Below are 26,992 nucleotides of genomic sequence, written 5' to 3'. Positions count from 1 at the left end.
GCCTTTTCGGTGCTGCTCGATGACTAAATGCCGCGATTAGAACCACTGTTATCCTAGTACAGGTGCAAGGAATCAATGTCGATCCGTACATTCAGGTATTTCCGCGAGAACCAATCCTAGTACACTATGGGGGTCGCCATGATTACTACCTTGGATGCCGCTCAATGTCGGAACTTTGATTTGAGTTCTCGGCGTGAATGGATCCTGACCAACGGCATCGGTGGATTTGCGATGGGCACCGTTTCAGGCTCAAATCAGCGACGCTATCATGGTCTCTTGGTCGCCGCCGAACCTGCACCTGCTCACCGAATGGTGCTGCTCGGGAACATTGAGGCTTTCGTTCAGGCAGATGGCAATCCGATCGGCCTCTCATGTAATCAGTATCAAGGCGCGATCAACCCCGAAGGGCACCAGTACATCGACAAGTTCATTGCGACATCCGAGTTTGTTCAATGGACCTTCAAGGCTCTTGGCGTAGCGATCGAAAAGACAGTTCTAATCCACAAAGGCGAGAACGCCGTGACCATTCGGTACAAGAACATCGGCACCAAGGGGATTGGGCTAAGTCTCCGGCCATTGGTCCAGCACAAGTTCTATCACGAGAATTTTCGCCAGTCGGATGATTACCCTCATACCCAGGTTTTTCCGAGAGACCGGACGATCATCGAGCACCAAGGACAATCCCTGATCCTTTTTCATCCCGGCGCGGTTAGGTTGCCGACGGTCGGCTGGTACTTCCGATTCGAGCATCAACGTGAGATCGAGCGAGGTCTCGATGCTCGCGACGATCAATTTTGTCCGTGCGAACTGAAGTACGAGCTTCTACCAGGCGAGGAAGCGGTCGTTGTCGCATCGCTAGGTGATGAATCTCCGCCACAAGAAATCACCAAGATGCCCGGGAAGGCGTCCGGTATGGCCGAAGTTCTGCGGCAAGCCTGCGACAGATTCATTGTCGAGACTCCGGAGCGCTCCTCGATAATCGCGGGATATCCGTGGTTCACCGATTGGGGACGCGATACGATGATCAGCATCCCTGGAATCTGCCTTCATAACGGTCAAATCGAACTCGCGAAGAAGATTCTTCGGGACTACGCTTCTCAGATGAATCAGGGGCTGATTCCGAATCGATTTGTCGACTGTGGAGATGAGCCCGAGTACAACACGGTTGATGCAACGCTATGGTTCGCTCAGGCGATTTATCGCACGTTGCAAACCGAGTGGGATGCCAAGTTTGCCAAAGAGTGCATGGGATACCTCAAGAGCATTTACGAGTGGCACATGAAAGGCACGCACTACGGTATCCATGTTGACCCCAAAGATGGACTGTTGACGCAAGGACAAGAAGGTGTTCAGCTAACCTGGATGGACGCCAAGCTCGGCGACTGGGTGGTGACCCCGCGCCATGGCAAACCAGTCGAGATCAATGGCCTTTGGATCAGCGCACTTAGAATTCTTGAATGGTTGGCGGATGAATTGAAAATTGATGGCTCGGCATTCAAGGCCAGCGCAGAACTGGCAGAGTCGAATTTTGAAAAGAAATTCTGGAAAGAGTCGCTCGGGTACTACATGGACACAGTCGATCCAGACGACGCCAGTCTTCGCCCCAACCAACTGATCGCTATGGCGGTCCCGTTTGCGCCTGCGAACGGAAAGAACGCCGTAAGAGCCTTTGCTGAAGTTTCGCGCGAACTGTTGACCCCAGTCGGCATTCGCACCCTCGCCCCGAGTTCCAGCCAGTACAAGCCGCAGTTCAAAGGACCGATGAGCGAACTAGATGCGGCCTACCATCAAGGCACTGTTTGGCCCTGGTTGATGGGGCCTTACATCACCGCTATGGTCAAGCTCACCGGGGATCGAATCGGTGCCAAAAGAATCCTGAAAAATGGCAAGGAGTTGCTCAACGAATACGGAATCGGCGGGGTTGCCGAGGTGTACGATGGCGACGAGCCCAGAACTCCTGGCGGGTGCCCTTGGCAAGCCTGGAGCGCTGCAGAATGGCTCCGCGCTTGGATCGAAGACGCGCAAGGAAAATAGCATCAAAGCGGCCCGATTTTTCGTCTGAAAAAGGGCCGGAACTCCCACTATGTGCAAATCGTTTGTCCACGTCCACAACCACACTGAGTACAGCTTGCTGGACGGCGCAAATCGCATCCCGGAACTCGTCGCGAAGGCCAAAGAACTTGGCATGCCAGCCATGGCAATCACCGATCACGGCGTGATGTTCGGCGTGATGGAGTTTTACTTCGAGTGCATCAAAAAAGGGGTCAAGCCGATCATCGGGATGGAAGCCTATATGGCTCCGAACGGCCACCTGAACAAGGCGGGAAGGGAAGAGAACCAGACCTACCATCTGCTGCTCCTTGCGAAGAATGACGAAGGGTATCGAAACCTCTGCAAGCTGCACACAGTTGCTGCGCTCGACGGCTTCTATTACAAGCCTCGAATTGATCACGAACTGCTTCGAAATCATAGCAAAGGTCTCATCGGCACAAGCGCTTGCTTGGGGAGCGAAATTTGCCAAGAATTGATGGCTGGCGACTATCAAAATGCACAACGCATCGCCGGGATGTACAAAGAGATTTTTGAGGAAGGATCGTTCTTTATCGAACTCCAAGATCACCGCCTCAAAGAGCAAGCGATGATCAAGGACGCGCTGCTCAAAATCGCCAAAGAGGTCAAGCTACCGCTCGTCGCCACCAACGATGCGCACTATTTGTGCCGCGAGAGTTCGGTCACGCACGACGTTTTGCTCTGCATAGGCACGGGCGCACTGGTCTCGGACGAAAAGCGCCTTCGATTCGAAACCGACGAGTTTTATCTGAAGAGTCCGCAGGAAATGGCTGAGCTGTTCAAGGACACTCCGGAGGCGGTTGAGAATACAAACCTCATTGCCGAGATGTGCAACCTTGAGCTTGGCAAAAACCGCGCTCCGATGCCAGAGCCCGATCTTCCCGAGGGCGTTTCTTGCCGCGATTACTTGAAGAAACTCGCCGAAGATGGCCTCCGAGAGCGAATCCCGAATCCTGGCGAGGAGGCATGGGACCGACTCAAGTACGAACTTGAAGTCATTGAGAAAACCAAGTTTGAAGACTATTTCTTGTTGGTCCGCGAGTTTGCAGGATACGCTCGTAGCCAGAACATCGCCTATGGTGTCCGAGGATCTGCGGCAGGTTCCTTGGTGTCATATGTTATCGGAATTACCGACGTCGATCCACTCGAATACGACCTTACTTTTGAGCGATTTTTGAATCCAGAACGCGTCTCCATGCCCGATATCGACATGGATTTTGAAGATGCGCGGCGCGATGAAGTGATCAAGTACGTCGGAGATCGATTCGGCAAAGAGCAAGTCGCTCAGATCATCACGTTCGGAACGTTGGGGGCGAAGGCGGCAATCAAAGATGCTGGTCGCGTGATGGGTTACCTGCCCGCCGAAACTGACCGGCTGTGCAAAACCATCCCAAACATCCCCGGCATGACGCTACAGAAAGCCCTCGAAGGCAATGCGGAGTTCCGACAGCTCGTGGAATCGGATGCGAAATACAAGCGTCTGGTCGAAGCGGCTGAAGACGTCGAAGGCATTTCCCGTCACGCGGGAGTTCATGCCGCCGGAGTTGTGATCTCGCGCGGACCGCTGAACGACTACATTCCGCTTTACAAAGGCACTGACGGTCAAACCGTGACCGCTTTTGAAATGGGCATTCTTGAGAAGATCGGCCTGCTCAAGATGGACTTTCTGGGCCTTTCCAACTTGACTGTGCTCAGCCGTGCAGTGGCGAACATTGCTCGCACTCAGAAGTCGGACACTCTCCTTGACTGGCGCGACTTTCCGCTGGACGACAAGAAGACCTATGAGATGCTCGGGCGAGGGGACACGATTGGCGTCTTCCAGCTCGAATCGGGCGGAATGCGCCGCAACATCATTAGCCTCAAGCCAGAAAACGTTCGGGAGCTTGCCGCGATGGTCGCGCTCTATCGGCCCGGTCCGATGGAGCACATCCCAACATTTGTTGACTGCAAATTCGGCCGAAAGAAGATTGAATACGTCGATGAGTGCGTTCGGCCGATTCTAGAAGAAACCTACGGTGTTATCGTTTATCAAGACCAAGTCTTGAAGATGGTGCAGTCGCTGGCAGGGTTTTCGCTCGGCAAGGCCGACCTTCTGCGCCGCGCGATGGGCAAAAAGGACAAGGCGGCCATGGACGAACTCATGGTCGAATTCTATGAGGGATGCGAAGCCAAAGGCATCGCAAAGAACAAGGCCGAAAAGGTTTGGGAGTTGTTGCTTCCGTTCGCTGGATATGCGTTCAACAAAGCTCACGCCGTATGCTATGCCTTGATCGCGTACCAAACCGCCTACCTAAAGGCCAATTTCCCGGTCGAGTACATGGCCGCACTGTTGGAGGTCTATCGCGATAAGGAAGACCGCGTCACAACGTTTATCGAAGAGTGCCGCCGAAGCAAGATTCTGGTGATGCCACCCGACGTCAATCGGTCCTTCCAGAACTTCTGGATCGATGAAAAGAAACCAAAGGGATGGACGGGTGCCATCAGATTTGGCCTTGCCGCGATCAAAGGTGTCGGGGAAAAGCTGGTAGACCACATCATCGAAGAGCGGGAATCTGGTGGGCCCTTCACTCACCTGTACGAATTCTGCGTTCGAGTGAAGCAAGGTGGGCTCAACCGCGCTTCGCTGGAAGCACTGATCAAAGCAGGGGCGCTGGACGAATTCGGTCGAAATCGGCGATCTATGCTGGAAGTTGCCGAAGGCGCACTACTTTTTGCTGACAACGTCATCAAGCAGAGAGAAGCGGGCCAAGAATCTCTGTTTGGCGAAGCATCTGATTCGGATGAGCTGAGTTTGCCCACCGTTCCAGAGATTGATCCGCCGAGCCGAACCGAAATCCTGACTTGGGAAAAAGAAGTGATGGGCATCTATGTCAGTGACCATCCGCTTCGAGGACTCGAAAGAGCTATTCGTCAGTCGTCCAGCCACACTTGTGCCTCGGTCACCGAACTCGAAGATGGTCAACAAGTTCGCCTCACTGGGGTTATCTCGGGCATGAGGGTCATCATCACCAAAGCCCGGGGCGAAAAAATGGCCTCTGTTACTTTGGAAGATTTTTCGGGTCAGGCTTCTTGCACTGTGTTCGCGGCGACCTATGCCAAATACACCGAGTTAGTCAAGAAGGACTCAGTTGTGACGATTCGCGGTGTAGTGACTTCCCGGCAGGGCAGGAACGGCGGGGACAGCCAACAGGAAGTGCGCGTCGAGGAAGTTCTGGCGTTTGATGCGCCGGCAGGAATCGAAGAATTGGGCGATGACGATTCCGAGGGTACGGTCACCATTCGGTTACGAAACGCCATCCGCGCTGACCTGGAGAAGTTGAAGACGATCATTTCGAAGCATCCCGGTAACAATCGGTTGATGATCGAAGTTGCTGGGAACGATAGTCTGCCGCCGCTCGAACTTTTACACCGAGTGGACTACACCGACGACTTTAAGAAATTGATCGAAAAGAGCATTTCGCAATCTGTCGTCGACTACGTTTTGAACTCCCGCCAGACGCCTGCAACCTTAGTTGGCCGTTCCGCTGAGCTTTCTGAAGCGTCATAATTTTCAGTAACTTTTATGAAGACTTTTCAAGCTTGGAACATCGCGCTGCTGACGCTCGTGTGCGCTTCTGCACATGCCGAAGAGACATTCGACCGATATGTCGCGGATGTTCGGCTATTGATGACCAACGAAGTCAAGGCTGAGCTGAAAGTCACCCAGGCCCAACGCGATAAAATGAACGCTGCAGCCAAGAATTACAACGCAATTGCCGCCAGGATTGAAGAAAAGGCGCGCAAAGGTCAAAAGGCGTCCGAATCCGAGCAGAAGCAACTTGATTCGGAAATCGAGAAGATGCGCAATGGCGTTTTGAATGCGCTGTCCGCAAGTCAAATTCTGCGACTTAGAGAGATCACCTTACAAGTTAACGGCCTTCAATCGCTCGCCGATGACCGCGTCGCAAAGCGAGTTGGCCTCAGTAGCTCGCAAGTTTCAAAAATTCGAAATCTGCTTCAATCGGCGCTGCAAAAGTCGGTTGACATCCGGCGAAAAGCTGTCGAGCGCATCGAAGCTCAATACAAGGACAAAAAGCCGAAGACCGATGCCGAAAAGCAGAAACTCGCAAAGGAGATTGAAGCAAAACTCCGAGCCGAAATGAAGCGCGTACAACCTCAAATCGACAAGGTGGAGACCGATGCGCGTAACGCGATCGTCAAGGTCATGACGCCTGGTCAACAGCAGGTTTGGGACAGTTTGCTTGGCAAGCCTTTCAAGCCGAAGTAAGCAACCGGTAAAGGTCTGCAAAAACAGCATTTCTTGATTGCGCCGCCCGTTGCGCCAATTCAAGAATGGTTGACTTCAATTCAGGATGCTCGATGGCGTAATTCCAGACTGCTGCCAGTTGGGATGCGTTCGCGCAGATTTCCGCAACTCCTGAGTCGCTTACCAACTGAACAGCGGCTTCTTGCTGCCTGAAATAGGGGCCAAGAGTCATTGGAACTAAGCTACTGAGTGCTTCCAGCGGAGTGTGCCCGCCGACGCCGTCCACCAATGTTCCGCCTATGTGCGCTACCGTGGCGATGCTATACAACTCGCGCAACTCACCGACCGTATCCAGCAAAATAACAGGCGCAGCACGTTCAAATCGGTCTAACTGCGACCTTCGATCAAAGTCGATCTTGGCTTCAAGAAGTGCTGAATCGGCCCCACCGCGACGGCCCAATTGCCTTGGAGCTAGAATCAAAACTGCGTCGGGATGGTGCTCCCACAAGATTTTCATCGCCGCGATGAGTTCCAGTTCCTCGTCGTGGTAAGTCGATCCGGCGAGAACGACGTGCGTTCCATCGGGAATCTGTAGCAGCGACTGCCATTTACTCTTGGCCGCCGAACTGCCTGCAACCGGGCTCTCGAATGCACCAAGCGAAATTCCAGAAACATAGATTCTGTCTGGATGAACATCCAGTTGCTCAAGACGCCTGGCGTGGCAACTCGCCTGAACAAAGAATGTATCGACAAAGCTGAACTGCCACTTGCCCAGAGGCTTTCGCAAGAGCCGGACTTTGCGATCTTCTGGCAGGTTGACGTTGATCAGAGCGGTTGGAATTCGCAAGATCTTCGCGGCGAAAGCTAGGTGATAGTTCCCACTGAATTCCACGAACAGGATCTGCTTCGGTCGCCATTGCCACAACGCCAACAACGCAGCGAATGGACTGTTAAACGGGGCATAACCGATGGGATAGATCGAATCATTAGCTCGCAATGCGTTCGGCAATCGGGGGAGCTGAGTCAGGACGGCAACGTCCGGCGAGCACTCTCTTGAAATCTCATCGGCTGCTTGAACCGCAGTTCGAGTCTCGCCCATGCTGGTTGCGATGATCAAAGACCAGTCGCCCTCCCGCGGGGGTTTTGTTCCGCCAAGAAGCCTTCGAAAGATGACGCCGCGATACCTCCCATGCCGAATCCGACCCAAAAATCGAACCAAAACCAGCGGGAAAGCAACGATGTGAAAGAGGGAATAGATCAGATACCCGCCCAGCCAGTAAAGAACTAGGCCAAGGGTTGGCTTTGGGACAGACCGCAAATTTGCGACTGATCCGACCTGCTGGATAGACGCTGTTTGGGTGCCAACAAAAAAGCGGTTTCGATACTCTTTCACGAGTTTCTGCCGACAATTATGACGCTGAAGATTGGTGCATTGGACTTATCCGCGCAAACAAACTCCGTCAAAATTCAGTAGTCTTTAGTATATGCGACACGTTGCGGGAAGATTTGAGCGAATAAAATCTTCCCAGCAACTCGCCCCCTTCCGAATTGCCGATTTCCGATTGTTTTGGATCGGCGCATTTTTTTCTTTTGTCGGCACTTGGGTCCAAACCGTCGCCCAAGGCTATTTCGTCTACGAGCTCACACACGACCGCGCCAAGCTCGCTATGGTGAGCTTCTGTTCGATGTTGCCAGTCTCGATTCTTGGACCGTTTGCCGGTTCATTGACCGATAACCTGGACCGGCGCAAAGTCCTGATCATCTCCCAACTGATATTTGGATTCAACGCACTGTTTATTGCCAGCGCGGTTTATTTCGGTTTCATCCAGTATTGGCACATCCTGGTCATCGCCACAGTCAACGGCATCGCGAGCACTTTCGAGATGCCGTGCCGTCAGTCGTTGGTTTCCAATATTGTCCCGAGCGAACACCTTTCCGCGGCAGTGCCGATGCAGGCCATGACCTTTAACATGGCTCGAATCATCGGCCCGGCGATTGGCGGAATATTGCTCCAGCGGATCGGTGCCCAAGCGTGTTATGTGGTCAATGGACTTTCGTACATGGCGCTTGTTTTCGCCGTCATCGCTATCAAGGCAAACCTGAGCAGCTTTAAACCGCGAACCGAGCCCGTGATCGACCTGTTCATTGAGGGGTTTCGGTACACATGGAAGAACACTCAATTGCGAACACTTTGGCTGATGGAGTGCACGTTGTCCGTTTTCGGATTGGCCTATTTGCCACTGCTCCCCGCGTTTGCAAAAGACGTTCTCCGGCTCAAAGAATCCGGTCTAGGCAACCTCTACACGGCAATCGGAATCGGAGCGATGATTGGATTGACGACATTGATCACGTTTTCCAACCGACCGATCAAAGGATTTGTCGTCAAAGCGGCGATGCTGACCTTTGGTATCGCGTTGATCTCCGCAAGCACCGTACACAACTACACGGTCGCTCTCATCTCGCTTGGCTTATGTGGGATGTCGGCGATCATGCAGTTCAACACGACGAATACGCTATTTCAGATTCTCTCGCCAGATCGGCTGAGGGGAAGAGTTCTAACAATGCATATTTGGGCGCTGAGTGGAGCCGGTCCGATCGCCCTGCCGCTATTTGGATATGTTGCGCAGCAATATGGGGTGGCGACGGCGATGCGGCTGGGTGGCCTTATCGTGTTGATTGGCGCATTGATCGTGTGGAATCAGCGCCACAGACTGAGCGGAGTGGACTCTGCAGTCAGCGAGAAGTTGATCGAAGCCAAAGGCTGATTTGAGAACCTTGAGAGGTCTCGAAAGGGAATGGAGCCGGAAACAGGATTCGAACCCGCGACCCGCTGTTTACAAATTAGACGATGTTCTTGTTTTGAACCTAGGAATCGTCTCGATATGAAGGCCGATTTGAGTTCAAAGCATACATGCATGTCCGGATTTGTACGCCAAAGTTCGCACGCTCTGCCGTCATCTCTGCCGTCAAATTCTGCATCTCTGCCGTCAGGATTTTAGTGTACTATTGAACTGTGAGTGACGGTACGAAGCAGAATGGAAAGCGTGTCCGACGACCCGATGGATACTCTATCGCAAAGAGAGCGGACGGCAGGTGGGAAAGTCGGATCGTCATTGGCTACAACGACTCTGGCAACCCGATCAGAAAGAGCTTCTACGGAGTTTCGAGGGCGGCTGTCCTTGCACTGGTCCAGGATTACAAGTCAAAGGTCGATACAGGGCGGATCTCCGCTAGCTCAAAGGAGATGCTTCTAGGGCAGTGGCTTGAGGTTTGGCTCTCCCAGTACGTACTTCCACACCGAGAGCCCAAAACGTATCGATACTACGAAGCGTACTGCAGGCTCCATCTTGTTCCTGCACTCGGCAAAGTCCCAGTGCGCAAGCTAACACCCAACCAGATTCAAAAGCTCTTGAACGAGAAGCTGGCCGAGGGGCTTTCGGCTTATTTCATTCGAGGGCTGCGGGCGACCCTCCGAGCAGCACTTGCCCAGGCTTGGAAAACGGGCCTGATTGAGCAAAACCCTGCATCTAGGGTGAGCACCCCCAAGGTCGAGAGGTCTGAAACAAGGTTTCTTGGGCCGAGCGCTGCTAAGAAATTCCTAGTCGCAGCAAAACAGAATCGGCTTGGTCCGCTCTTTGAGTTTACGCTTGTGACTGGTTTGCGAATCGGCGAGGTGACAGGCTTGACTTGGGACGACATCGACTTCAACACGAAAACTGTGCGGGTTAGGAACCAACTACAACGAATTGATGGAAAGTTGATACTAAAGTCTCTTAAGAGCGAATCTAGCCGACGTGAAATCTCGTTAGGTGAAATCGGTGAGAGAGCGCTTCAGAGCGTGAAAGCCGAGCAATTACTGAACGGTTGGGCCCCAGAAGAAGGCTACATATTCCTCAATTCTAAAGGAAGACCATTGGATCCCAAAAACGTTGAAGTCCACCTAAAATCCGTCCTAAAATCGGCAGGATTACCTCCGATGAGTTTCCATAAGCTAAGACATACTGCGGCAACGCTCATGGTCGCTGGAGGGGTGGAGCTTCATCAAGTGATGAAACAACTTGGGCACAGTCAGATTAGCTTGACCGCTAACCTTTACGCTCACGGAGTTTCGGAGGCACAGCGTAAAGCAACATCGGTGCTAGAGCGGGTCCTCGATTCAGGTTCCTTAGATTAGTGCCTCGGCGCTACCTTGTCAGTACTCAGTCACTAAACGAACTACGGTTTTCATTGCGAGCTCAGTTCGACGAGCGTTAATCGTAAACCTGCAAGATGGCGATATTGCCCCGAAAGATCCGCTATAATGGAGCGCTTTTATCGATTCGGATTGCCTAATAGATGCGGCCATCAAACGACTCCATGCTTGGCTGATTAGCGCAAGTCTTGCGTTCTTGACTGCAAGTGGCTTCTTGAGCTGGACGTAGCAATTGAACACACTATCCTGGTCGACCATATCAACAGTGGCAACTTTGTCTCGGAGGGTCATCTATCAAATCCAAAACAAGTGCGATTGGACGGACCAAAGAGAGCACAAGGAACCAATCCGTAGAACTGCGTATCTGTACCCTGCCTATGAGAGCACATGACTCCGAGCCGTAGCTGGGTTTGATAGGTCAACTTCATGTGAGCACATGACTCCGATCTGTAAGTGCGGATGACCAGACTTGCGTCCCTATTGCCTGCGAGATTCCTCATGTTCGATTAGTAGTAGTTCATTTCTGCAATTGCGCGGACTTTTGGTCATGTAGCCAGGTCCAGGGCCGCTAACCTGGACAAGGTTAAGGTAGGCCCCCCCCCTACCCCCCATCCAGGGAGTATAGAGAAGGCCATTCTCAAGGTTTCTCAAGTTTTCCTATAAATTCCTAAAATTAAGTAATTATAGGAATAGGTTCAATCGGTACTCTGGTTAGGTTCAAAATCGTGGTCAGGCTTAGCGTCATTCCTAAAATTCAAAATAGTCCATAGTGAGATCTGAATCATTAATCCTGGTCCTGCCAGTAATGTGTAAACGTCGACTGAGTGCCAATTCCCGGGGGATTTTCTGGAATCACGTCGTCGGCGAACGGGTCGTAGTTATCGGTCAGTGCCCAGTCCACGCCAGTATCTTTTAGAATGCCAGCAACGATCATTGAATTGCGAGTACGGTAAATCAGCGATTGCTGGAATCCTTGGTGGATTAACATCTGGCGCATGTTGAGTTGGCTCATATTGCGTCCAGGGCACTTCTCCAATATCTCGGCTATTGCTTTCGCACACTCAAATTGGCGAGCTGGCCTGCGCCCACGTGCTTTGACATGTATTTCGAGATGGACCTTCCCAAGATGCTTTGCTAGGGCCTCGTACGCCTCGCAATACGCTTCGACATTGAGCACATGTGGAGCAACAAAGGTTTGCCGCCCTTCTGTGATCTCGATACCGAACGGCTTGCCATACTGGGCCCGCATCGTGTTTCTTGCTGGCACTGCCATGACCTGCGTCCATCCAGCGCGGCATTCGGGATGTGCGAAGAGGACGAACTGGCCACGGGCACCATTGCGCCACGCTTCGCCGCCGGCCGCCATCTCATGGACTTCTTTGCCAGCCATGCCTTTGGAGAAGTGCCTCACGCAGACAATGGCGCATCCGGTCGATGCGGCCACATTCCGCAACGATGCGAGAAACTTGGTGATCGCCGTGTTGTCGTTCTGGCTGGTCAGCGTCTTGGGCACGAACTCGAGCACGGGATCCAGAACCACCATGTCGATGTTGTTCATCGCCACCAACTCCTGGAGCCGGTCGATTCCCATCTCATCCAGCACGAGTGCTCCAGGAATTCTCGGATTGTAGAAGAACAACTTGCTTACATCGCCCCCAGCCTACTTAAACGTGTCGGTGATTTCCTCAGGGGTATCTTCTGATGTGAGGATCAGGGTTTTCCCAGGCTTGCACGTGACTGAGGTTGCCGAGTCCGAAGTAAACGGCCACACGCCTAGCGATAGCCCAGCAGCGATGCCCAGGATGAGCCGGGATTTACCCGACCCACCCTTAGCTTCAACGTTTGTCACTTTGCCACGCATGATGTACCCTTCCCAGAGCCATACCGTCGTCGATGGTGGCAGCCCAGCCGCTGGCAGAAGGTCGCGCTGTGCATAGCGCTCCATCTCTTGCAGGCCCTCGTCAAGCATGCGGTCGACAATGGCATCAACATCTCTAAGGTATTCATATCCACCGCGCTCATCCATGGTCCCTTCGCCATGTGGTTTCGTTGGTGACTCTGGTCCGACAGCTTGCAAGTGTTGATCTGCAATGTCGCCAACGTCGTTATCTGAACCGGGGTCGCTATATGCGATTTCCGGCACTTCTGGTGGAATGCATTCCTTATCTCGTGGGTCGGAGTTGAAATCCTCGTGCTCGCTCATAGCCCAACCTCCACTTGATTGTCGGAACCCGAAGCTGGGGACGAGAAGATTCGATCTATCTCGCTGATCGGTATTAAGTGGATTGCTCCAACTTTAACCGTGAGAACAGACTTTGAAGCAATCAGTCGATAAACTTCACCGATGTGTCGACATGCTAGCTCCGCAAACTCCTTTGGTGTCAACGAGATTCGATTGCCAGTGTCCGAAGTCGTTCGTAGAGATTTATTTAATTGTCTCATGCTAAATAAACGACCACACTACTTTTCGATCAAGGTGCCTATTTCAAGCGGGATGAAGGGGTAAACCCCCGTTTTCAAGGCCTCAAAATGGCCCATTATCTCACGCAGTTTTCATTGCGATCAGTGTCCAAAGTCATCCCTTCAGGTTCAACGTGGTTCGTCGACGAATATTTTTGACCTATATAAACGACCGAAGTCGATTTAGATTTGAAAACACCTGATGGAAAATTTGGACCTCATATTGCGGCGGTCGTTTACGATCCGTGCAAACAAAAACCAATTTCTTGCCAACTATCATTGAAAATCACGAAAAACTGCTCCTCACCATCGAAGAAGCAGCCCATCTGCTAGGAATAGGCCGAACGACCGCCTACACGCTCGTTAAAGAGGGGGAATGGAGGACCTTGAAAATAGGCCGCCTTCGAAGAATCTCACGCTCCGAACTCGATCGATGGATTCAGCAGAAGCTCGGATACTTGTCAGAGAGTTGATGCGATGAGCACCCCATTAATGAAGTGGGGACTTTGAGGGATTAGTCGGTGCAACGCATCGGAACCTTGAGTCACAGTTATCCAGGTGGAGTCGAGACTATTGGCTCGGGCTGACACGCGTTTGAATATCTGGCACCAAACAATACGCGGAACCGGAGTACCTAGCAAAACCTTCGGGCGAGTATGGAAATGGGAGCGACCTTCGCACTTACGTGATCTGGACTTCAACATTTAGCTTGCTTCGAGGCGGTCAACCCTTTCCTGGCGGTCCAACAGAACGCACTGATGTTAGGCCTTATGAAAGTATGTGGCCGACAAATCGTTGGCTCGAAATCTTCCGTGAGTCCTCATCCACGAGTCGATTCGCTTTTCAAAAAGCTCGCCACCGTAATCTGGGTACCTAGAGGAAGCAAAGTGCCGAAGATTAAGGTCGGCTCCTAATATCTCTTTAGTCCTGACCAAATAGCATTGATCCGAGAATCCATATCCGATCCCATAGACTCCCCGCCTGCTGATCGTCTCGAGGAGAGCCATATTGTATTCACCGTTCCAGAGCGGATTTACGACAGAGATTTCTGGATCAGAATTGAGGAGGTCCATTCCACGACTGCACCAATCTGAGATGTGCAAATTCCAGCAGTCGCTCGCGTAGTGGCACAAGAACTCTGTCGTGCAAGTGTACAGTCCGACAAGCTCTGCGCTAGAGTAGACAAAACCCTTTCCCAGGGATTCTTTCGAGATATTGAAATGGTTCAGCGCGGGCTCAATGTGCTCAGCGACGACTACAATCTCGTGCACGAGTCCGATTCTTACGAGGCGGTCGGCATGCTCCTTAACTTTCGGAAGGTCATCCACATTGTTGATTAAAACGCGGCGGTGGTAATTACCCGGATTCAGCTCAAAAGTCAGGCGCAGGCGTTCAGGGTTCAAGACCACTTGCCAATCACCGTTCCATACCTTGGTCTCGATCGTAAGGCTTTTCATCGCAATTGGATCTCACTTTGGCAGATTCGAGACAGCGAGGTTGAGCTTGTTTCTAGGCCCAATGTTAAGACGACTGTGCGATTTTGAAAATTTATCATTTTCTTCAACACATTTTTTCACGGATCACTTATACTACACACAACTGATGTTCTCGGCTCTGGCACTTGACCACATAAATACGAGGCGAAACATTGGACCGATGGAGGGCTCCACGCACTACGGTGTCTCTGGAGTACCAGGTGAAGGTCCGTATGTCGAGCTCTGGTTTCGCGTGGCGGACAGCAGCATTATGGAATGTCGGTACAAGACAAATGGTTGCCCAACCTCGATTGCTTCGTCGAGCGTCGTAGCAAGTTTGTTGGCAGGGAAGTCTGTTCAGGTTGCACTAAGTGTAAACGAGCATGACATCGCGGTTTTGCTCGGGGAGATCCCTGAAGGCAAAGAAGATTGTCCGCAAAGAGTGGTTGACGCCATTCGGGCCGCACTCGCGAAGTAACTATACGGAAGGAATCGGAAACAGCAATGAGATCAGAGAGTTCGATTGAAAACGGAGGATTGTACTGATGGACGTCCCTGGAACAGGACCAACTGGGTTTTGCCCCGCCAGCAATCCTTGTTCGTGTTCAAACGAAGGAGGCCCTGGAGGTCAGAATGCCTCTCGATGCACCACAAAGTCGGGTGGCAACTCTCCAATTCCTCCGGGCCTTTATCCCGGCCATTCGCCAAGTTCGCCATCCAGTTACGCGCCAGGAATCATGAATGACGGCTCCGGCCCATGTATCGACATCTCGTTCGCGCAGGCAAAGTTAAACTAATGCGATTTTTTCCCTGGGAACAACCAACAGCTGAGCGTCTGGGCACGCTTCAACCAACCGAAAGAGAGCTTCTCCCGAATCCTCTGGCGGACCCATTTTCGGGCGAGCTAAAGATCGACCCTGAGATTCGGCTCCAGGCAAAAGGCTTTGAAGTTCAGATCAGCACCTATTACAACTCGGCATCATCGAGGGCAGTTGCATACCCTTGGGGATTAAAACGCAGTTGTAATGTACAGGCCCAACTCATTCCGGATACTGGGAGCGTCACTATCCTCCGGGGAGACCTCACCTCCTATAAATTCACGGGTACTCACACTTCTGGCACGATTTCCACATACACATCGGACGCGGCTCAATACAGTGGAACGCTGTTGACCTGGGACGGTACGAACTTCATTGAAACGTTCGCGGACGGAAAGAAAATCACTTATGGTCCAGATCTAGCGAGCACGGGTCGCTACAACATCCTTAAGATCGAGGACCCATCGGGCAACATCCACACCTACACGTACGATTCCCAAGTACTAAGCAGCATTGTCGTGCCTGGTGGGGACCGTGTGACGTTCGGCTACGACGCGAATGGGATGGTGTCCTACATTCAAGACTGGGCGGATCGCCGTTGGACCATGACGTACGACGTCGATGGTCAGCTCATCAGTGAGCAAATTCCGAGTGGATGTACGACCGAGTACGAGTACACCGGCGGGATGCTCTCGCGCATTCAGGATCCGAACGGTTTCGCTGTCACATACGCTTTTGATTCCGGTGGCAAAATGCTCTCCGCTACAATGGGTGGAGCGACCTGGAATTACGCCTATGATCTAACTTTCGAGGGGGCAACTTCAACTAGTGTCACTGCGCCTAATGGAGCCATCACGACCTACATGCAGGATGCACAAGGTAGGCCCGGAACCACCGTGCTCCCAGACGGATGCCGTGTCACGATCGGTTACGACGCCGAATCTCGAAAAGTGCGCGAGACCATGCCGTACGGCGACATTGTAAGCCTTACACTCAACAGCTTCAACCAGCCACTTACGAGCAAAGATGCGCTAGGCAACACGACGCAAATGTCCTACGATGCGTCGAACAACCTAGTCCAAGTAGAGGACCCGCTCGGCAACAAGGTCACGATGACCTACGATGCAAACCGCCGAATGACAAGTCGGATGGATCCTCTCGGTAGGATCACGACTTACTCCTGGAATTCTGACGGAACACTGAAATCTGTCACTGACCCGAGGAACCTCAAAACGACGCACAGCTACGACGCCAAAGGCAACCTTTGCTCCACTATCTACAGCGATGGAGGCATTGCTAGCTACACCTACGACAATCTGAACCGCCGTGTGAGTGCCAGTGATCCGCTCGGGCGCACTTCCACCACAGCTTACGACGCCGCAAACCACATCATTTCAATGACTAATGCGGCAGGCGAGATGTCGCGGCAAATTTACTCCGGTTGCTTGCTCCAGGCTCAAGTTGATCCGCTCGGAAATCGCACGACGATGACCTATAGCCGGTTCGGCAAGCCAGCAACGTCGAAGAACCAACTCGGAAATACCACGACGTACACCTATGACTCGATGGGCAATCTCACCGAGATGAAGAATCCGCTCGGGTTCGTCACCACCATGGTTTACGACTCGATGGGGCGACAAACCGCGACGATCAATCCTAACGGCAATCGGACCACAACCGTTTATGACGCCGGCGGGCGAACCGTTGCGCAGGTCAATGCACTTGGTCAAAGATCAACCACAATTTACGATGCTCGTGGCCCAATTGCGTCTCAAGATCCTCTCGGCCGCGTCACGACCTACGTCTTTGATGCCGCGGGAAGACAAATTGCGACCGTTTCGCCGATGGGATTCCGCGCTACGACGGTATTTGATGCCGCCGGAAGAACGCTTGCAAGCATCGACCAACTCGGGTTCCGAACGACTTATTCGTACGACCCCGCTGGCAACGTCATCGACGTCCAGGATGCCCTAGGCCACCGCTCTACCACTGTATATTCAAGCAATAGCAACCGCGCTATTGCTCAATTAGACGCGCTCAGCCGCCGAACGACTTACACCTACAACGTCGCAGGTCAACAAGTTTCGGTGCAGGACCCAGCCGGGAACTTCACGACCACTATTTATGATTCTGCCGGGCGAACCTGGGCGGTCAAGAATGCAATCGGAGCCGTCACGACCTTGACCTACGATGGCATGAGCCGCCAGGTGGCCACAACTGATCCTCTCGGCAGAACGTCGTCCACGGTTTACGATGCAGCCAGCCGAGTCATCGCAGGAGTGCTCCCGTCCGGACGCCGCACCACCACGATTTATGATGCCGCTGGTCAAGCGGTTGCAATGATTGACAGCGGGAGCTTCACATGGAGCACCGAGTACGATGCCGCTGGACAACAGATCGCGAGCGTCACGCCTCTCGGATTCAGGACCACGATATCGTACGATGGCGCGGGCAGGCCTATCGAGACCAAGAATCCACGCGGATTCGTGAGCACCACGGTCTATGATGCCGCTGGGCAGACCATTGCGGGCGTGGATGCTCTCGGATTCCGAACCACCTACTCGTATGATGCTGACGGTCGGCAGGTAGAAATTCTCGATCCTGCTGGCGGCCGCATCACGATGGCATACGACGCCAGGAGCGCGATGACCGCCATCGCCAATCAACTGAATCAGCGAACGACATACACCTATGACGGCTCTGGGCAGACCACCACGCGCCGCTTCGCCAACGGAGATGTCACCACGTACTCGTATGACAATGTTGGGCAGGCAATTGCGACACTGTATGCCGACTCATCGCGCGTCACCATGCAGTACGACACGCGAGGAAATCTCACAACCCTAACTGATTCCAGCGGAACTACATTAATGTCCTTTGACGCGTTGAGTCGAGAGACTTATCGTGAAGGCTTCATGGGGCAGTCGGTCGCAACCGCATTTAACAGCGCGAACGAAGTTCTTGCGAAGACGGATGTCGCAGGAAGAATCATTAGTTACACCTACGACAGCGATGGTAGAACTTCTTGCGTCATCGACAATTCTAGTCTCAGAACTACGATGGTTTATGACAACCGCGGGCTTAAGACTGCGACGCAACTCCCAAGCCAAAGAGTGCAATCCGTTTCCTATGATTCCGATGGCAGAGTGCTTGCGCTCACCGATTCGAAGCTTGGCAGTTCAATTCAAATATTCACCTATACGTACGATCCAAATGGCAATCGAAAGACGGTTCTGGATTGGAGTGATAACTTCGACAACATCACAACTTACACCTACGACGCTAAAGATCGCCTGATCCAAGATGAAACCAGCGGTACCCTGGAACACAATTTCACCTACACGTACGACTCGAGAGACAATATTCTGACATCAAGCGAAGAGGGCGAGGTAGTGGTTCAAACTTACGACGCCGCTAGTCGATTGATTGACCGAACGACTGGCTCGGGTACAGAGTCCTACACTTACGACGCCAACGGAAACATGGTCTGGCTCGTCGCCGACGGCAAGGAATCTGCGTACACTTGGAACAAGGAGAATATGCTCGTGAATGTGGTCTACAAAGGCACCCCAGAAACCGACGCCGAATTCACCTATAACGCTTTCAACCAGAAGGTTCTGGAGAGCGTGAGTTCTGCTCCGGAGGATCTTGTTCTCGCGTGGGACGGAGGCCAATACTTAGGATCAACTCCGGTCGGGACGGATCTCAAGACCGCTCGCTTAAACGTGGATGGTGTCGCGATTGCTGAACTCGTTGATGGCGAAGGCCGCGTTGATTACTTGGTCGATGCGCTGGGTTCAGTGACTGGCGTAACCAATGCTTCGGGCTCCGTGAAGCGCGATGCACGGTACTCGCCATATGGCACCTTGCTTTCTGGCAACCAGTTCGAATGGGGCTGGACCGGAAACACTGGCTCGCGCCATTCCGGCGTTCCGTATGCCGAGCAGTACAATTGGAATCGGCACTACTCGAGCCGCACAAAGCAGTGGATTAGCAGGGATGGACTTTGGCCTAGCGAGAATGCTTATGGGTATGTGATCGGGAATCCGGCGAATTGGGTAGACGCCAATGGTCGGATACGGTTCACAGGCTGGACTTGGAATCCGTATCTAGGAGGGATCGTGGCTGCGCCGGGGCAAATCATGATTCCTATACCTTTACCTCCCGTACCCCCGCCAGCACCAACTGCTCCGTTGCCTTCTTTGCCGACACATCAACCGGAGCCACCATCACCTCCGAGCTGGCCGAAACCTCCAGGTGGCACGGCGCGTGCACCCAAATTCTGGTGGTGCTACCAGAAAATAAGAGCACGACTGGATATATCTCCTAAAGAAGCTTGCTTGTACTGTAAGAAAGCTTCTAATAGCAATGTTGATTGCGATTCGCCTGTATTTGGTCAAGAAGAATGTCAGTTGCCTGGGTGGTTCCCTCCAATCTTGCAAACTGACTTTCCTGCTGGTCGGCTTGATGGTCCTAATGGACAAAAACTCTGTTATGGTGAGTGTGTGAAAAAGTATCCCCCGGGACTAAAGACTTGGGCGAGACCCTATTGCAGAGACGCTTGCCGAATCTTAACAACTAAGGGTTGTGACGAACTATTTAAAAGATGTGCTGAGATATGTATTGATTCTGGAGAGCATCACTGTAAACTGTGCATGGCGCAATACGATTGGTGGTGTAGCGGCTTCTGATCGCATGCAATGTAATGAATTTTGAGCGAGTTCAACAGCTTAAAAGCGATCGGTCTCCAGAAGGGACCGAGAAGCTTTTTGCTTTCACTATTGATTCGAAAATAGATGTAAGGGAAAGAATTTTCGCCATGATTGATCTTGTGCGGTACAGACATGCACAACTTGATTACATGACTTCCTTAATGAGCTGGCCATTCAACTTCAGTGAAACCCTATATATATTATATATATCTCGTGGAAATACTTGGATTTCATTTGAACAAGAGTTAGGTAATTTCGAATTATTTAGCGGAGACGAGATGGCCGTATTAAATGGGACGTACGTTGCATTGCATCATGGAGGGCGCATACCAACTAAACAGCAGTTCATCGCGGCATGCAACAGTGCCTTGTCCGCTCATGTCGATGAACTCAAACTTTACTTCTCAGAAGCGCAACTCGATAAATTAGTATCCGAAGTAGAGAGATTCCTAAAGTCTTAGTACGAAGACGTATCGCGGTTTTTTCGACAGTCGGGACAACATCTTGAGCAGCTCGGAAACAGGAAGTGTCGTGACGCGGGTTTATGACGCGGCGAGTCGGATGGTGTCTTCTTCCGACGGTAGCACCTACACGTTCGATGCGAATGGCAACCTCACCGCGGTAGACGATGTCAAGTCGGAATTTGTATACGATACAGAAAATCGCCTGATTTTCTACAGTTCTGAGAGCAATCCTGGCGTAGAAACGACTATGGTCTACAACGCTTTTGGACAAAAGAAGCGTGAAACCAACCCAGGTTCAGATACTCTGTTCACCTGGGATGGGGATGACTACTACGGATTTGCGGATGCGGCGAATGATCCTGAGAATGCCGTAAAGATCTTCATTGGGGATCGCGGCACGATGCTGGGAGAGTTCAATCCGGCCGATTCTCAGTCGAGGATGGACTACGTGGTGGACTTCTTGGGTTCGGTGACTGGCCAAACTAATAAGAAGGGGGACCTCGGCTCCGAGCGGAGGTTCAAGCCGTTTGGTGAACTGCTTTCAGGGGATTCTGTGAAGCCTCTTGACTTTGCATGGACTGGCAACACTGGTTCCATGCACACGGGCCTGCTGTATTCCGAGCAGTATAACCGTGCGAGACACTACTCGACGACCACAAATATCTGGACCACCCGCGATCCACTCTGGCCGAGTGAGCATCCGTATGGGTATGTAAGTGGAAATCCGGTGACTAGGCTTGATCCTAGTGGACTTCAGGTAGTGGTTCCATCAGATGGACTGCACCCGGATTGTATTGATCCGAGTAAAACTAGAGGCATCTGCAATGAAGCGATGATACTAGGTTGTAAGACGTTTTGCCAAATAGCATTTGGACAACCTCACAACAGGTGTTATACCGTTAAGCCATGTTCTCCACCTTCTCCCTCGGAAGTCGGCGCTTGCTGTGCCTGTAATCCGTGTCCAGAAAATCGGGAAGGTGACCCTTATCGAGCATTGCTCAAATGTTGGCCGGACCTCAGAGGACGCAAGCCTAGAAAGTCAAATGGAGTACCAGCGGATAGATGCAAAGGAACCCATTACAAATTTATCTCAAATGGTATGTACTATACTATCACTTGTTGCTACTGCACTGACCTGAAAACCGGTAAAGTCAAGATGAACTGCAATTGCGGTTCCAAGGGCCGCTGGAAACAGAAATGATCCAACTCAAAGTGCATCCTTCTAGCGATTCGAATTCACTCGCTCTTCAATTGAAGTCTAATGAGAAGTTATCCGTTTCTATCGAGGCGGCACATCTTCATTTGCTGAAGGCCTTTTGCGATTCCATTAGCTCGATGGTATCACGGATTTATGAATTGGAAGTCGTGATTTCAGGTTCTGCAGAGAGTCCGATCAACATTGACGTAGGCATGTCAAGTGTTAGGTTCCTCAATGTTACTATTGAACGCAGGCCCAACCTCGATTTGAAGATTAAGGCAGATAGAATTGACATTCTCGGTATCTTTGCTGATACTTCGGTCAAATTGGATCTGCATATAGAAGCAAGGAAACTGCTCCATCTGACCCTTAAGAAATGCAAGACTGCACTATACGGCAATTGCCTGGAGTTTAAGTCGCTGGCCTTACTTATGGGCACTAGTATTTCGTGTACTGAGAAGAGAGTTCATGCCCGCTCAGTGCGATTTTGGACTACGTCGTCTAAATCTCTGATCCGTTCAATAGATCATCAGAGCGTGAAGGAGCTAAATGTCTTTACTTCCGAGCAACGTGCCAAAGAGGCTCTAGAGCTAACTCTCGAGAATTTAGAGCATTTGTCCCTCTCCGCACTGCGTGTAACCAATGATGTGCTTTGCTTGAGTCGGTACCCGGCAATCAAATCAATGGAGCTGTGCGATGTTCGGATAGATATTGATACCCTGAACCAAATTGTTGATTGGAACAACATAAATTTGTCGATGCAGTTCTGTCGCGTTGAGCAAGGTTGACCTCCGCGTGAGTTGCTTTAGTGTTGAAAGCAAGTTCTGCATCGGAGTCTTACGCTTACGACGCAAACGGAAACATGATTTGGCGGGTCGCCGATGGCAAAGAATCGGCGTATTCTTGGAACAAGGAGAACATGCTCGTGAATGTGGTCTACAAAGGCAGCCCAGAAACCGACGCCGAATTCACCTACAACGCTTTCAACCAGAAGGTTCTGGAGAGCGTCAGTTCTGCTCCGGAGGATCTTGTTCTCGGATGGGATGGCGGCCAATACTTGGGGTCTACACCGGTTGGAACGGACCTCAAAACTGCTCGCCTAAATGTGGATGGTGTCGCGATTGCTGAACTCGTTGATAGCGACATCCGCGTTGACTATTTGGTCGATGCGTTGGGTTCAGTAACTGGCGTCACCAATGCTTCGGGCTCCGTGAAGCGCGATGCACGGTACTCGCCTTACGGGACTTTGCTTTTTTGCAACCAGTTCGAATGGGGCTGGACAGGCAATTCTGGCTCGCGGCATACCGGCGTTCCTTATGCCGAGCAGTACAATTGGAACAGGCACTATTCGAGCCGAACGAAACAGTGGACTAGCAGAGATATCCTGTGGCCGAATGAATTGGCTTACGGATACGTGATTGGGAATCCGGCAAATTGGATAGACGCCGTTGGAATGCAACCTATCTTTGGGCCACCATCGCCGTATACCAAATCTCCAATTGGCAGCCCAATTGTTCCAAAATACTGGCCTAATGACGTGGATATCGAGGAAAATTGCTGTATTGCCGCGAGTCACCAGAGCGCTGACTTTTGGTGGTGGATTTCAATGGTTCTGACGGGACATCCTTGGGATTATAAGGATCGGACGAAAGAAATCAGGATTGATGATCGGGGAAGCCAGGTGAACCCTTTAGAAGACTTTGGCAACTGGCATTACGGCGCAATGGCCGCATGCATGGGGATGACTATCGAAACGGCTCTGCTTGGTGCATCGATTGCCCAATATGTGTCTGATAAAATGAAGGGCATCAAGCCCAAGTGGCGAGGTTTTCCCGGCATGTGGGATCCTAAAGAGGATACAATCCAAATCTTGCTAGGATATTTGTTTGCCAAATGGAAACTGCGGAACACGATTGAAAGATGTAAAACCTGTGGAGATCGAACATTTGGACCACACAATCCGCCATCCAACCAGCCTGTTCGACCGTTGCCAAACCCAAACGGTATGCCCGGCGATTGGTGGCGGACACCGACGAGCCCCATTTATTACTAGTGCGAAATTTTTTTAGGAACCAATTCACAAATTAGTTGTTATTATGAGTGATAAGCTATCATGCATCAAATAGAATTGCACTTCTGGCGTTATGTATTTAGCCTGCCTGGGGCTTGCTCAAGAGCATTTTGCCTTGCTTATGGAGGCCACTTTTTTGAGATGCGCATCGAAAGAAGAATAGCGAAGCGGCAGGTGAACTAATCTTGCGTTTACGAAAAATAGCAGGGCGTACGGTGCTAGTAATCCGATGGCACCAGATTATAGAGAGGCAGATCCTCACTATGCTTCCAATCTTTCAAAGTGATAAGTACTTGGCAGTTTTGCGACGTCTGGGTACGACGACAACTAGGATTCGATCTTAGGATTTTGGTGACATAGTACGGTGAGTTACTTTGTTTTATGTGCGCTTTTGGAAAAGTTCTACTCAGCGCCGCGATATTTGGCTGAATGTGGTGAAAGACAATCAGTTGCAAGGAGTGGCGAGAGATTCTCATAGTTTGTGTTTGCCGAAGTGTATCATTAATGAAAGTTTCTAAATTCGCGAAATTTCTGACGGCGTTTACCGCTGCGTCCATCATAGCAGTACTCTTAGTTTTTGTGCTACTTTGGTTTAGCTTTAGGCTTGTAACAAGCGTACTTATTGAGGAGCCTGCTCCGTTTGACCGGCAGCTGGTTGCGACGCTTGAAGAGTCGAGCATGGGCGCGACAACAAATTACACTTATTCAGTAAACTTGAAGCGGCTTGATACCGGAAGCCGAAGGTTAGTGTTTCAATGCGATGGGTGCTTTGTATCAGGTGAAACTAAGCTTCGTTGGGATAATAATATGCTCGTCATTTATAACCTTTCGAGCGAAACAGAGTATGTTAAGCTCAATGTGACGGAAATCCACGGAAAAGTGATTTACGTTCAATATATGAAGGAGTAGTGAAATCTGCTAAGCCGTTTTGCATTGAATGAAAGAATTATCGCCTGATTTTCTACAGTTCTGAGAGCAATCCTGGCGTAGAAACGACTATGGTCTACAACGCTTTTGGACAAAAGAAGCGTGAAACCAACCCAGATTCGGATACTCTGTTCACCTGGGATGGGGATGACTACTACGGATTTGCAGATGCGGCGAATGATCCGGAGAATGCGGTCAAGATATTTATCGGCGATGGCGGCACGATGCTCGGAGAGCTCGATCCCACGGATTCCAAATCCAGGGTTGACTACATGGTCGACTTCTTGGGTTCGGTGACAGGATCCACTGACAAGAACGGTGGCCTCCTAGGCTCTGACCGAAGGTATAAGCCTTTTGGCGAAGTCCTGTCCGGCGATCCCGTGAAAGCTCTAAACTTTGCATGGACTGGCAACACCGGTTCGATGCACACGGGCATGCTGTATTCTGAGCAATACAACCGTGCGAGACACTACTCGACGACCACGAACATCTGGACCACCCGCGATCCATTCTGGCCAAATGAGCATGCTTACGGGTACGTGAATGGGAATCCGGTAATGCGGGTTGACCCTTATGGTACTAGTCCTTGCCCAGCTTCGGGAATAAGAGCCTGTAAAAGAGACTGTAGTAGTAGAGATTGCAATTACGTGAATTGTTACACCGAATTTTTATATGTCGGATTCTGTGTTAATAGATGCATTTGCAGCATGGATTGCCCCCCTGATAGCCGCAGCGCTGCTAAAGCACTTAAACAAGGTCTATATGCTTTGAACAAGGAATATGGACCTTGTAAGCGGTCTAAAATAGGAGAATTGCAGGCAGCAACTTCATGTCGTTGCGCAACCACCGGTATCCCGGAAGGCACTCACATAACGTATAAATATTCATGTCAAGGTAGACTTTTTGCATTATCGATAACGTGTTGCCCTTGTAAAGGAATGGCGAATCAGCACTGCTCATATAGATACCATAGACCGAGGGATTAGGATTTATGAATTGTTCTATTTGGTGCCTATTCGATACGGATTACTCAATCCTTTACAGATACATGCCTGGCAGCCAAAATATTGAAAACTGTACGAATGTGGTTGAAGTAGTACTGTTCGAATCTGAGGTATCTGATTGGGATTCCTTCGATCACGTACCGGACGTTTTGGTTTTAGTAGGGCTGTCCGAAGAGAGCCTGAAGCTAGCGCTAAAATTGTTTCATCCAAAGTGGGGAATTGCTTTCGTATGTTGCAAATCCAAGAATGAGGTCATGCTTAGTGCAACCTCAGTTGTTATTCTGAGGTCAAACATGTGCACCTTTGAGTTCCCAAAGTCAGTGAAGTGCATAATGGTGGATCAGCATTCGCTTCATTGCGCTTTAGGGAAAACAATCTATGGAGATCAGATCATCCTACCGCAGGATATTAGTATTGACTCCTTCAACAAACACCTATTGGGACAATTTCTGAGTGCCTTCGGTTCAGTAATTTTTCTTGATAGGGTTGTGGATGCCAAGCTTTTGGACCTAACGAAATCAATAACTGGCAGTGTTACTTTCAATGGGTGTTCCTCCTTCCTCGAAGATAACATCAAGCAAGCTTCGAAGTTGCGATGGCGAGAAGTATCTTTCGTCAACCATTTTGAAGAGCAAATTCAGTACGATTGCATATTGAGCAATTGTTCTGCATTACGATCAATTAGATTCTATAAGTGCAAATTATCATTGGAGCTGCTTCAATTTTTAGCGACGCAGTGGCCTAACGTCGAATTGTCGCTTACATATTGTGTTTCGGATTGGACTGTGCACGGCTCGATGCCTGATAGTACTCGACCCGTGTAAGATCGATTCATTTTTCGATCAGTTCTGCCTGTTAGATGTATCAGACGAGTTCCTTGTTCCAAGCTAAAAATTTAGCAAACGCTAGATTCTATTGCCGAATTGTGGAGATAATGTAGTGATTGGACGTATCATCACTTCAAAGAGTTTTTAGTACCAACTGGTGCGCCAATCAGCAACGTTGAATTAAATATTTCATCTATTGTATTCTGATTATTATGAGCCTTTTTAGTTCGGCGTGCCAATCGTCTCTTATGCTTAATTCACTGACGGAATATTGTAAGCGATATCAACGTTGCACTTTAATTACATAAGGATATTTCGCAATTGTTTTTTTCCAGCTATAATTGAGCGCAATGACAGTCTTTCAGATAGGTCTTACGAGTAGGCAATTTGAGGATTTGACCGAACGACTAACACTAGCTCAGAGTCTTCGACTTACAACGCAAGCGGAAACATGATTTGGCTCAACGCGGATGGCATAGAGTCCGCGTACACTTGGAAAAAGGAGAACATACTCGTGAATTTGGTCTT

At 50.8% G+C, this 26,992-nt stretch carries 19 protein-coding genes; 14 read left to right on the top strand and 5 right to left on the bottom strand.

The features are described 5' to 3' along the window. Nucleotides 1-138 precede the first annotated feature (138 nt). Genes J0L72_04285 through J0L72_04275 form a run of 3 tightly spaced genes read left to right on the top strand, consistent with a single transcriptional unit; the run spans nucleotide 139 to nucleotide 6,337 of the window. Nucleotides 139-2,034, top strand: a complete 1,896-nt coding sequence (locus J0L72_04285) for a glycogen debranching enzyme family protein (protein ID MBN8689995.1) — start codon at nucleotides 139-141, stop codon at nucleotides 2,032-2,034. A gap of 49 nt (nucleotides 2,035-2,083) precedes the next feature. Next, nucleotides 2,084-5,617 carry a DNA polymerase III subunit alpha gene (locus tag J0L72_04280; protein MBN8689994.1) on the top strand — a complete coding sequence of 1,178 codons (3,534 nt, stop codon included), beginning with the start codon at nucleotides 2,084-2,086 and terminating at the stop codon, nucleotides 5,615-5,617. A gap of 15 nt (nucleotides 5,618-5,632) precedes the next feature. Then, complete coding sequence (locus tag J0L72_04275; protein MBN8689993.1) at nucleotides 5,633-6,337, top strand: hypothetical protein; 705 nt, start codon at nucleotides 5,633-5,635, stop codon at nucleotides 6,335-6,337. On the opposite strand, the gene J0L72_04270 is transcribed toward J0L72_04275, so the two are convergent. Further along, nucleotides 6,324-7,709 carry a hypothetical protein gene (locus tag J0L72_04270; GenBank protein MBN8689992.1) on the bottom strand — a complete coding sequence of 462 codons (1,386 nt, stop codon included), beginning with the start codon at nucleotides 7,707-7,709 and terminating at the stop codon, nucleotides 6,324-6,326. The genes J0L72_04275 and J0L72_04270 overlap by 14 nt on opposite strands. 91 nt (nucleotides 7,710-7,800) lie before the next feature. On the opposite strand from J0L72_04270, the gene J0L72_04265 reads away from it, so the two are divergent. Together J0L72_04265 and J0L72_04260 are read left to right on the top strand one after the other, a co-directional pair. Continuing rightward, nucleotides 7,801-9,081: an MFS transporter gene (locus J0L72_04265; protein ID MBN8689991.1), complete on the top strand. Its 1,281-nt coding sequence runs from the start codon at nucleotides 7,801-7,803 to the stop codon at nucleotides 9,079-9,081. Nucleotides 9,082-9,329: 248 nt separating this feature from the next. Continuing rightward, a complete protein-coding gene (locus tag J0L72_04260; protein ID MBN8689990.1) occupies nucleotides 9,330-10,490 on the top strand; it encodes a site-specific integrase in 1,161 nt (386 codons plus the stop codon). 802 nt (nucleotides 10,491-11,292) lie between these two features. On the opposite strand, the gene J0L72_04255 is transcribed toward J0L72_04260, so the two are convergent. Genes J0L72_04255 through J0L72_04245 form a run of 3 tightly spaced genes read right to left on the bottom strand, consistent with a single transcriptional unit; the run spans nucleotide 11,293 to nucleotide 12,950 of the window. Next, the gene (locus J0L72_04255; GenBank protein ID MBN8689989.1) at nucleotides 11,293-12,147 is read right to left on the bottom strand and encodes an AAA family ATPase; all 855 of its coding nucleotides are present in this window, start codon (nucleotides 12,145-12,147) and stop codon (nucleotides 11,293-11,295) included. Nucleotides 12,148-12,168: 21 nt separating this feature from the next. After that, nucleotides 12,169-12,711, bottom strand: a complete 543-nt coding sequence (locus J0L72_04250; protein MBN8689988.1) for an AAA family ATPase — start codon at nucleotides 12,709-12,711, stop codon at nucleotides 12,169-12,171. Further along, entirely contained in the window at nucleotides 12,708-12,950 is a 243-nt protein-coding gene (locus J0L72_04245) for a hypothetical protein (GenBank protein MBN8689987.1), read from the bottom strand. The genes J0L72_04250 and J0L72_04245 overlap by 4 nt, the downstream gene beginning before the upstream one ends. A 293-nt stretch (nucleotides 12,951-13,243) precedes the next feature. Here J0L72_04245 and J0L72_04240 point away from each other — a divergent pair, with 293 nt between their 5' ends. After that, nucleotides 13,244-13,441 carry a helix-turn-helix domain-containing protein gene (locus tag J0L72_04240; GenBank protein MBN8689986.1) on the top strand — a complete coding sequence of 66 codons (198 nt, stop codon included), beginning with the start codon at nucleotides 13,244-13,246 and terminating at the stop codon, nucleotides 13,439-13,441. Nucleotides 13,442-13,729: 288 nt separating this feature from the next. Here the strand turns inward: J0L72_04240 and J0L72_04235 are convergent, their stop codons facing one another. Next, nucleotides 13,730-14,425, bottom strand: coding sequence for a hypothetical protein (locus J0L72_04235; GenBank protein ID MBN8689985.1), 696 nt, complete (start codon nucleotides 14,423-14,425; stop codon nucleotides 13,730-13,732). 199 nt (nucleotides 14,426-14,624) lie between these two features. Here J0L72_04235 and J0L72_04230 point away from each other — a divergent pair, with 199 nt between their 5' ends. The 8 genes from J0L72_04230 (at nucleotide 14,625) to J0L72_04195 (ending at nucleotide 25,619) form a co-directional block, all read left to right on the top strand. Continuing rightward, on the top strand, nucleotides 14,625-14,921 hold the full coding sequence (locus tag J0L72_04230; GenBank protein ID MBN8689984.1) for an iron-sulfur cluster assembly scaffold protein: 297 nt from the start codon (nucleotides 14,625-14,627) through the stop codon (nucleotides 14,919-14,921). A 318-nt stretch (nucleotides 14,922-15,239) separates the two neighbouring features. Further along, the gene (locus tag J0L72_04225) at nucleotides 15,240-19,952 is read left to right on the top strand and encodes an RHS repeat protein (protein MBN8689983.1); all 4,713 of its coding nucleotides are present in this window, start codon (nucleotides 15,240-15,242) and stop codon (nucleotides 19,950-19,952) included. Nucleotides 19,953-19,966: 14 nt separating this feature from the next. Further along, nucleotides 19,967-20,434, top strand: a complete 468-nt coding sequence (locus J0L72_04220; GenBank protein ID MBN8689982.1) for a hypothetical protein — start codon at nucleotides 19,967-19,969, stop codon at nucleotides 20,432-20,434. Nucleotides 20,435-20,477: 43 nt separating this feature from the next. Further along, the gene (locus J0L72_04215; GenBank protein ID MBN8689981.1) at nucleotides 20,478-21,638 is read left to right on the top strand and encodes a hypothetical protein; all 1,161 of its coding nucleotides are present in this window, start codon (nucleotides 20,478-20,480) and stop codon (nucleotides 21,636-21,638) included. Continuing rightward, nucleotides 21,635-22,423 (top strand): hypothetical protein, encoded by a 789-nt coding sequence (locus tag J0L72_04210; GenBank protein ID MBN8689980.1) that lies wholly within the window; start codon nucleotides 21,635-21,637, stop codon nucleotides 22,421-22,423. The genes J0L72_04215 and J0L72_04210 overlap by 4 nt, the downstream gene beginning before the upstream one ends. A gap of 20 nt (nucleotides 22,424-22,443) precedes the next feature. Continuing rightward, the gene (locus J0L72_04205; GenBank protein ID MBN8689979.1) at nucleotides 22,444-23,688 is read left to right on the top strand and encodes a hypothetical protein; all 1,245 of its coding nucleotides are present in this window, start codon (nucleotides 22,444-22,446) and stop codon (nucleotides 23,686-23,688) included. A gap of 597 nt (nucleotides 23,689-24,285) precedes the next feature. Next, nucleotides 24,286-24,615: a hypothetical protein gene (locus J0L72_04200; GenBank protein ID MBN8689978.1), complete on the top strand. Its 330-nt coding sequence runs from the start codon at nucleotides 24,286-24,288 to the stop codon at nucleotides 24,613-24,615. 89 nt (nucleotides 24,616-24,704) lie between these two features. After that, the gene (locus tag J0L72_04195; protein ID MBN8689977.1) at nucleotides 24,705-25,619 is read left to right on the top strand and encodes a hypothetical protein; all 915 of its coding nucleotides are present in this window, start codon (nucleotides 24,705-24,707) and stop codon (nucleotides 25,617-25,619) included. Nucleotides 25,620-26,992: the final 1,373 nt, after the last annotated feature.

The sequence above is a fragment of the Armatimonadota bacterium genome (assembly GCA_017303935.1).
GTDB lineage: Bacteria > Armatimonadota > Fimbriimonadia > Fimbriimonadales > Fimbriimonadaceae > JAFLBD01.
This window is presented reverse-complemented; position numbering and strand designations above follow the sequence as displayed.

Coding starts and splice junctions, on each gene's coding strand:
- J0L72_04275 (MBN8689993.1), top strand. CDS start 5,633: ATGAAGACTTTTCAAGCTTGGAACATCGCGCTGCTGACGCTCGTGTGC.
- J0L72_04265 (MBN8689991.1), top strand. CDS start 7,801: ATGCGACACGTTGCGGGAAGATTTGAGCGAATAAAATCTTCCCAGCAA.
- J0L72_04195 (MBN8689977.1), top strand. CDS start 24,705: ATGGTCTACAACGCTTTTGGACAAAAGAAGCGTGAAACCAACCCAGAT.
- J0L72_04235 (MBN8689985.1), bottom strand. CDS start 14,425: ATGAAAAGCCTTACGATCGAGACCAAGGTATGGAACGGTGATTGGCAA.
- J0L72_04210 (MBN8689980.1), top strand. CDS start 21,635: ATGATCCAACTCAAAGTGCATCCTTCTAGCGATTCGAATTCACTCGCT.
- J0L72_04285 (MBN8689995.1), top strand. CDS start 139: ATGATTACTACCTTGGATGCCGCTCAATGTCGGAACTTTGATTTGAGT.
- J0L72_04250 (MBN8689988.1), bottom strand. CDS start 12,711: ATGAGCGAGCACGAGGATTTCAACTCCGACCCACGAGATAAGGAATGC.
- J0L72_04230 (MBN8689984.1), top strand. CDS start 14,625: ATGGAGGGCTCCACGCACTACGGTGTCTCTGGAGTACCAGGTGAAGGT.
- J0L72_04245 (MBN8689987.1), bottom strand. CDS start 12,950: ATGAGACAATTAAATAAATCTCTACGAACGACTTCGGACACTGGCAAT.
- J0L72_04220 (MBN8689982.1), top strand. CDS start 19,967: ATGAATTTTGAGCGAGTTCAACAGCTTAAAAGCGATCGGTCTCCAGAA.
- J0L72_04280 (MBN8689994.1), top strand. CDS start 2,084: ATGTGCAAATCGTTTGTCCACGTCCACAACCACACTGAGTACAGCTTG.
- J0L72_04225 (MBN8689983.1), top strand. CDS start 15,240: ATGCGATTTTTTCCCTGGGAACAACCAACAGCTGAGCGTCTGGGCACG.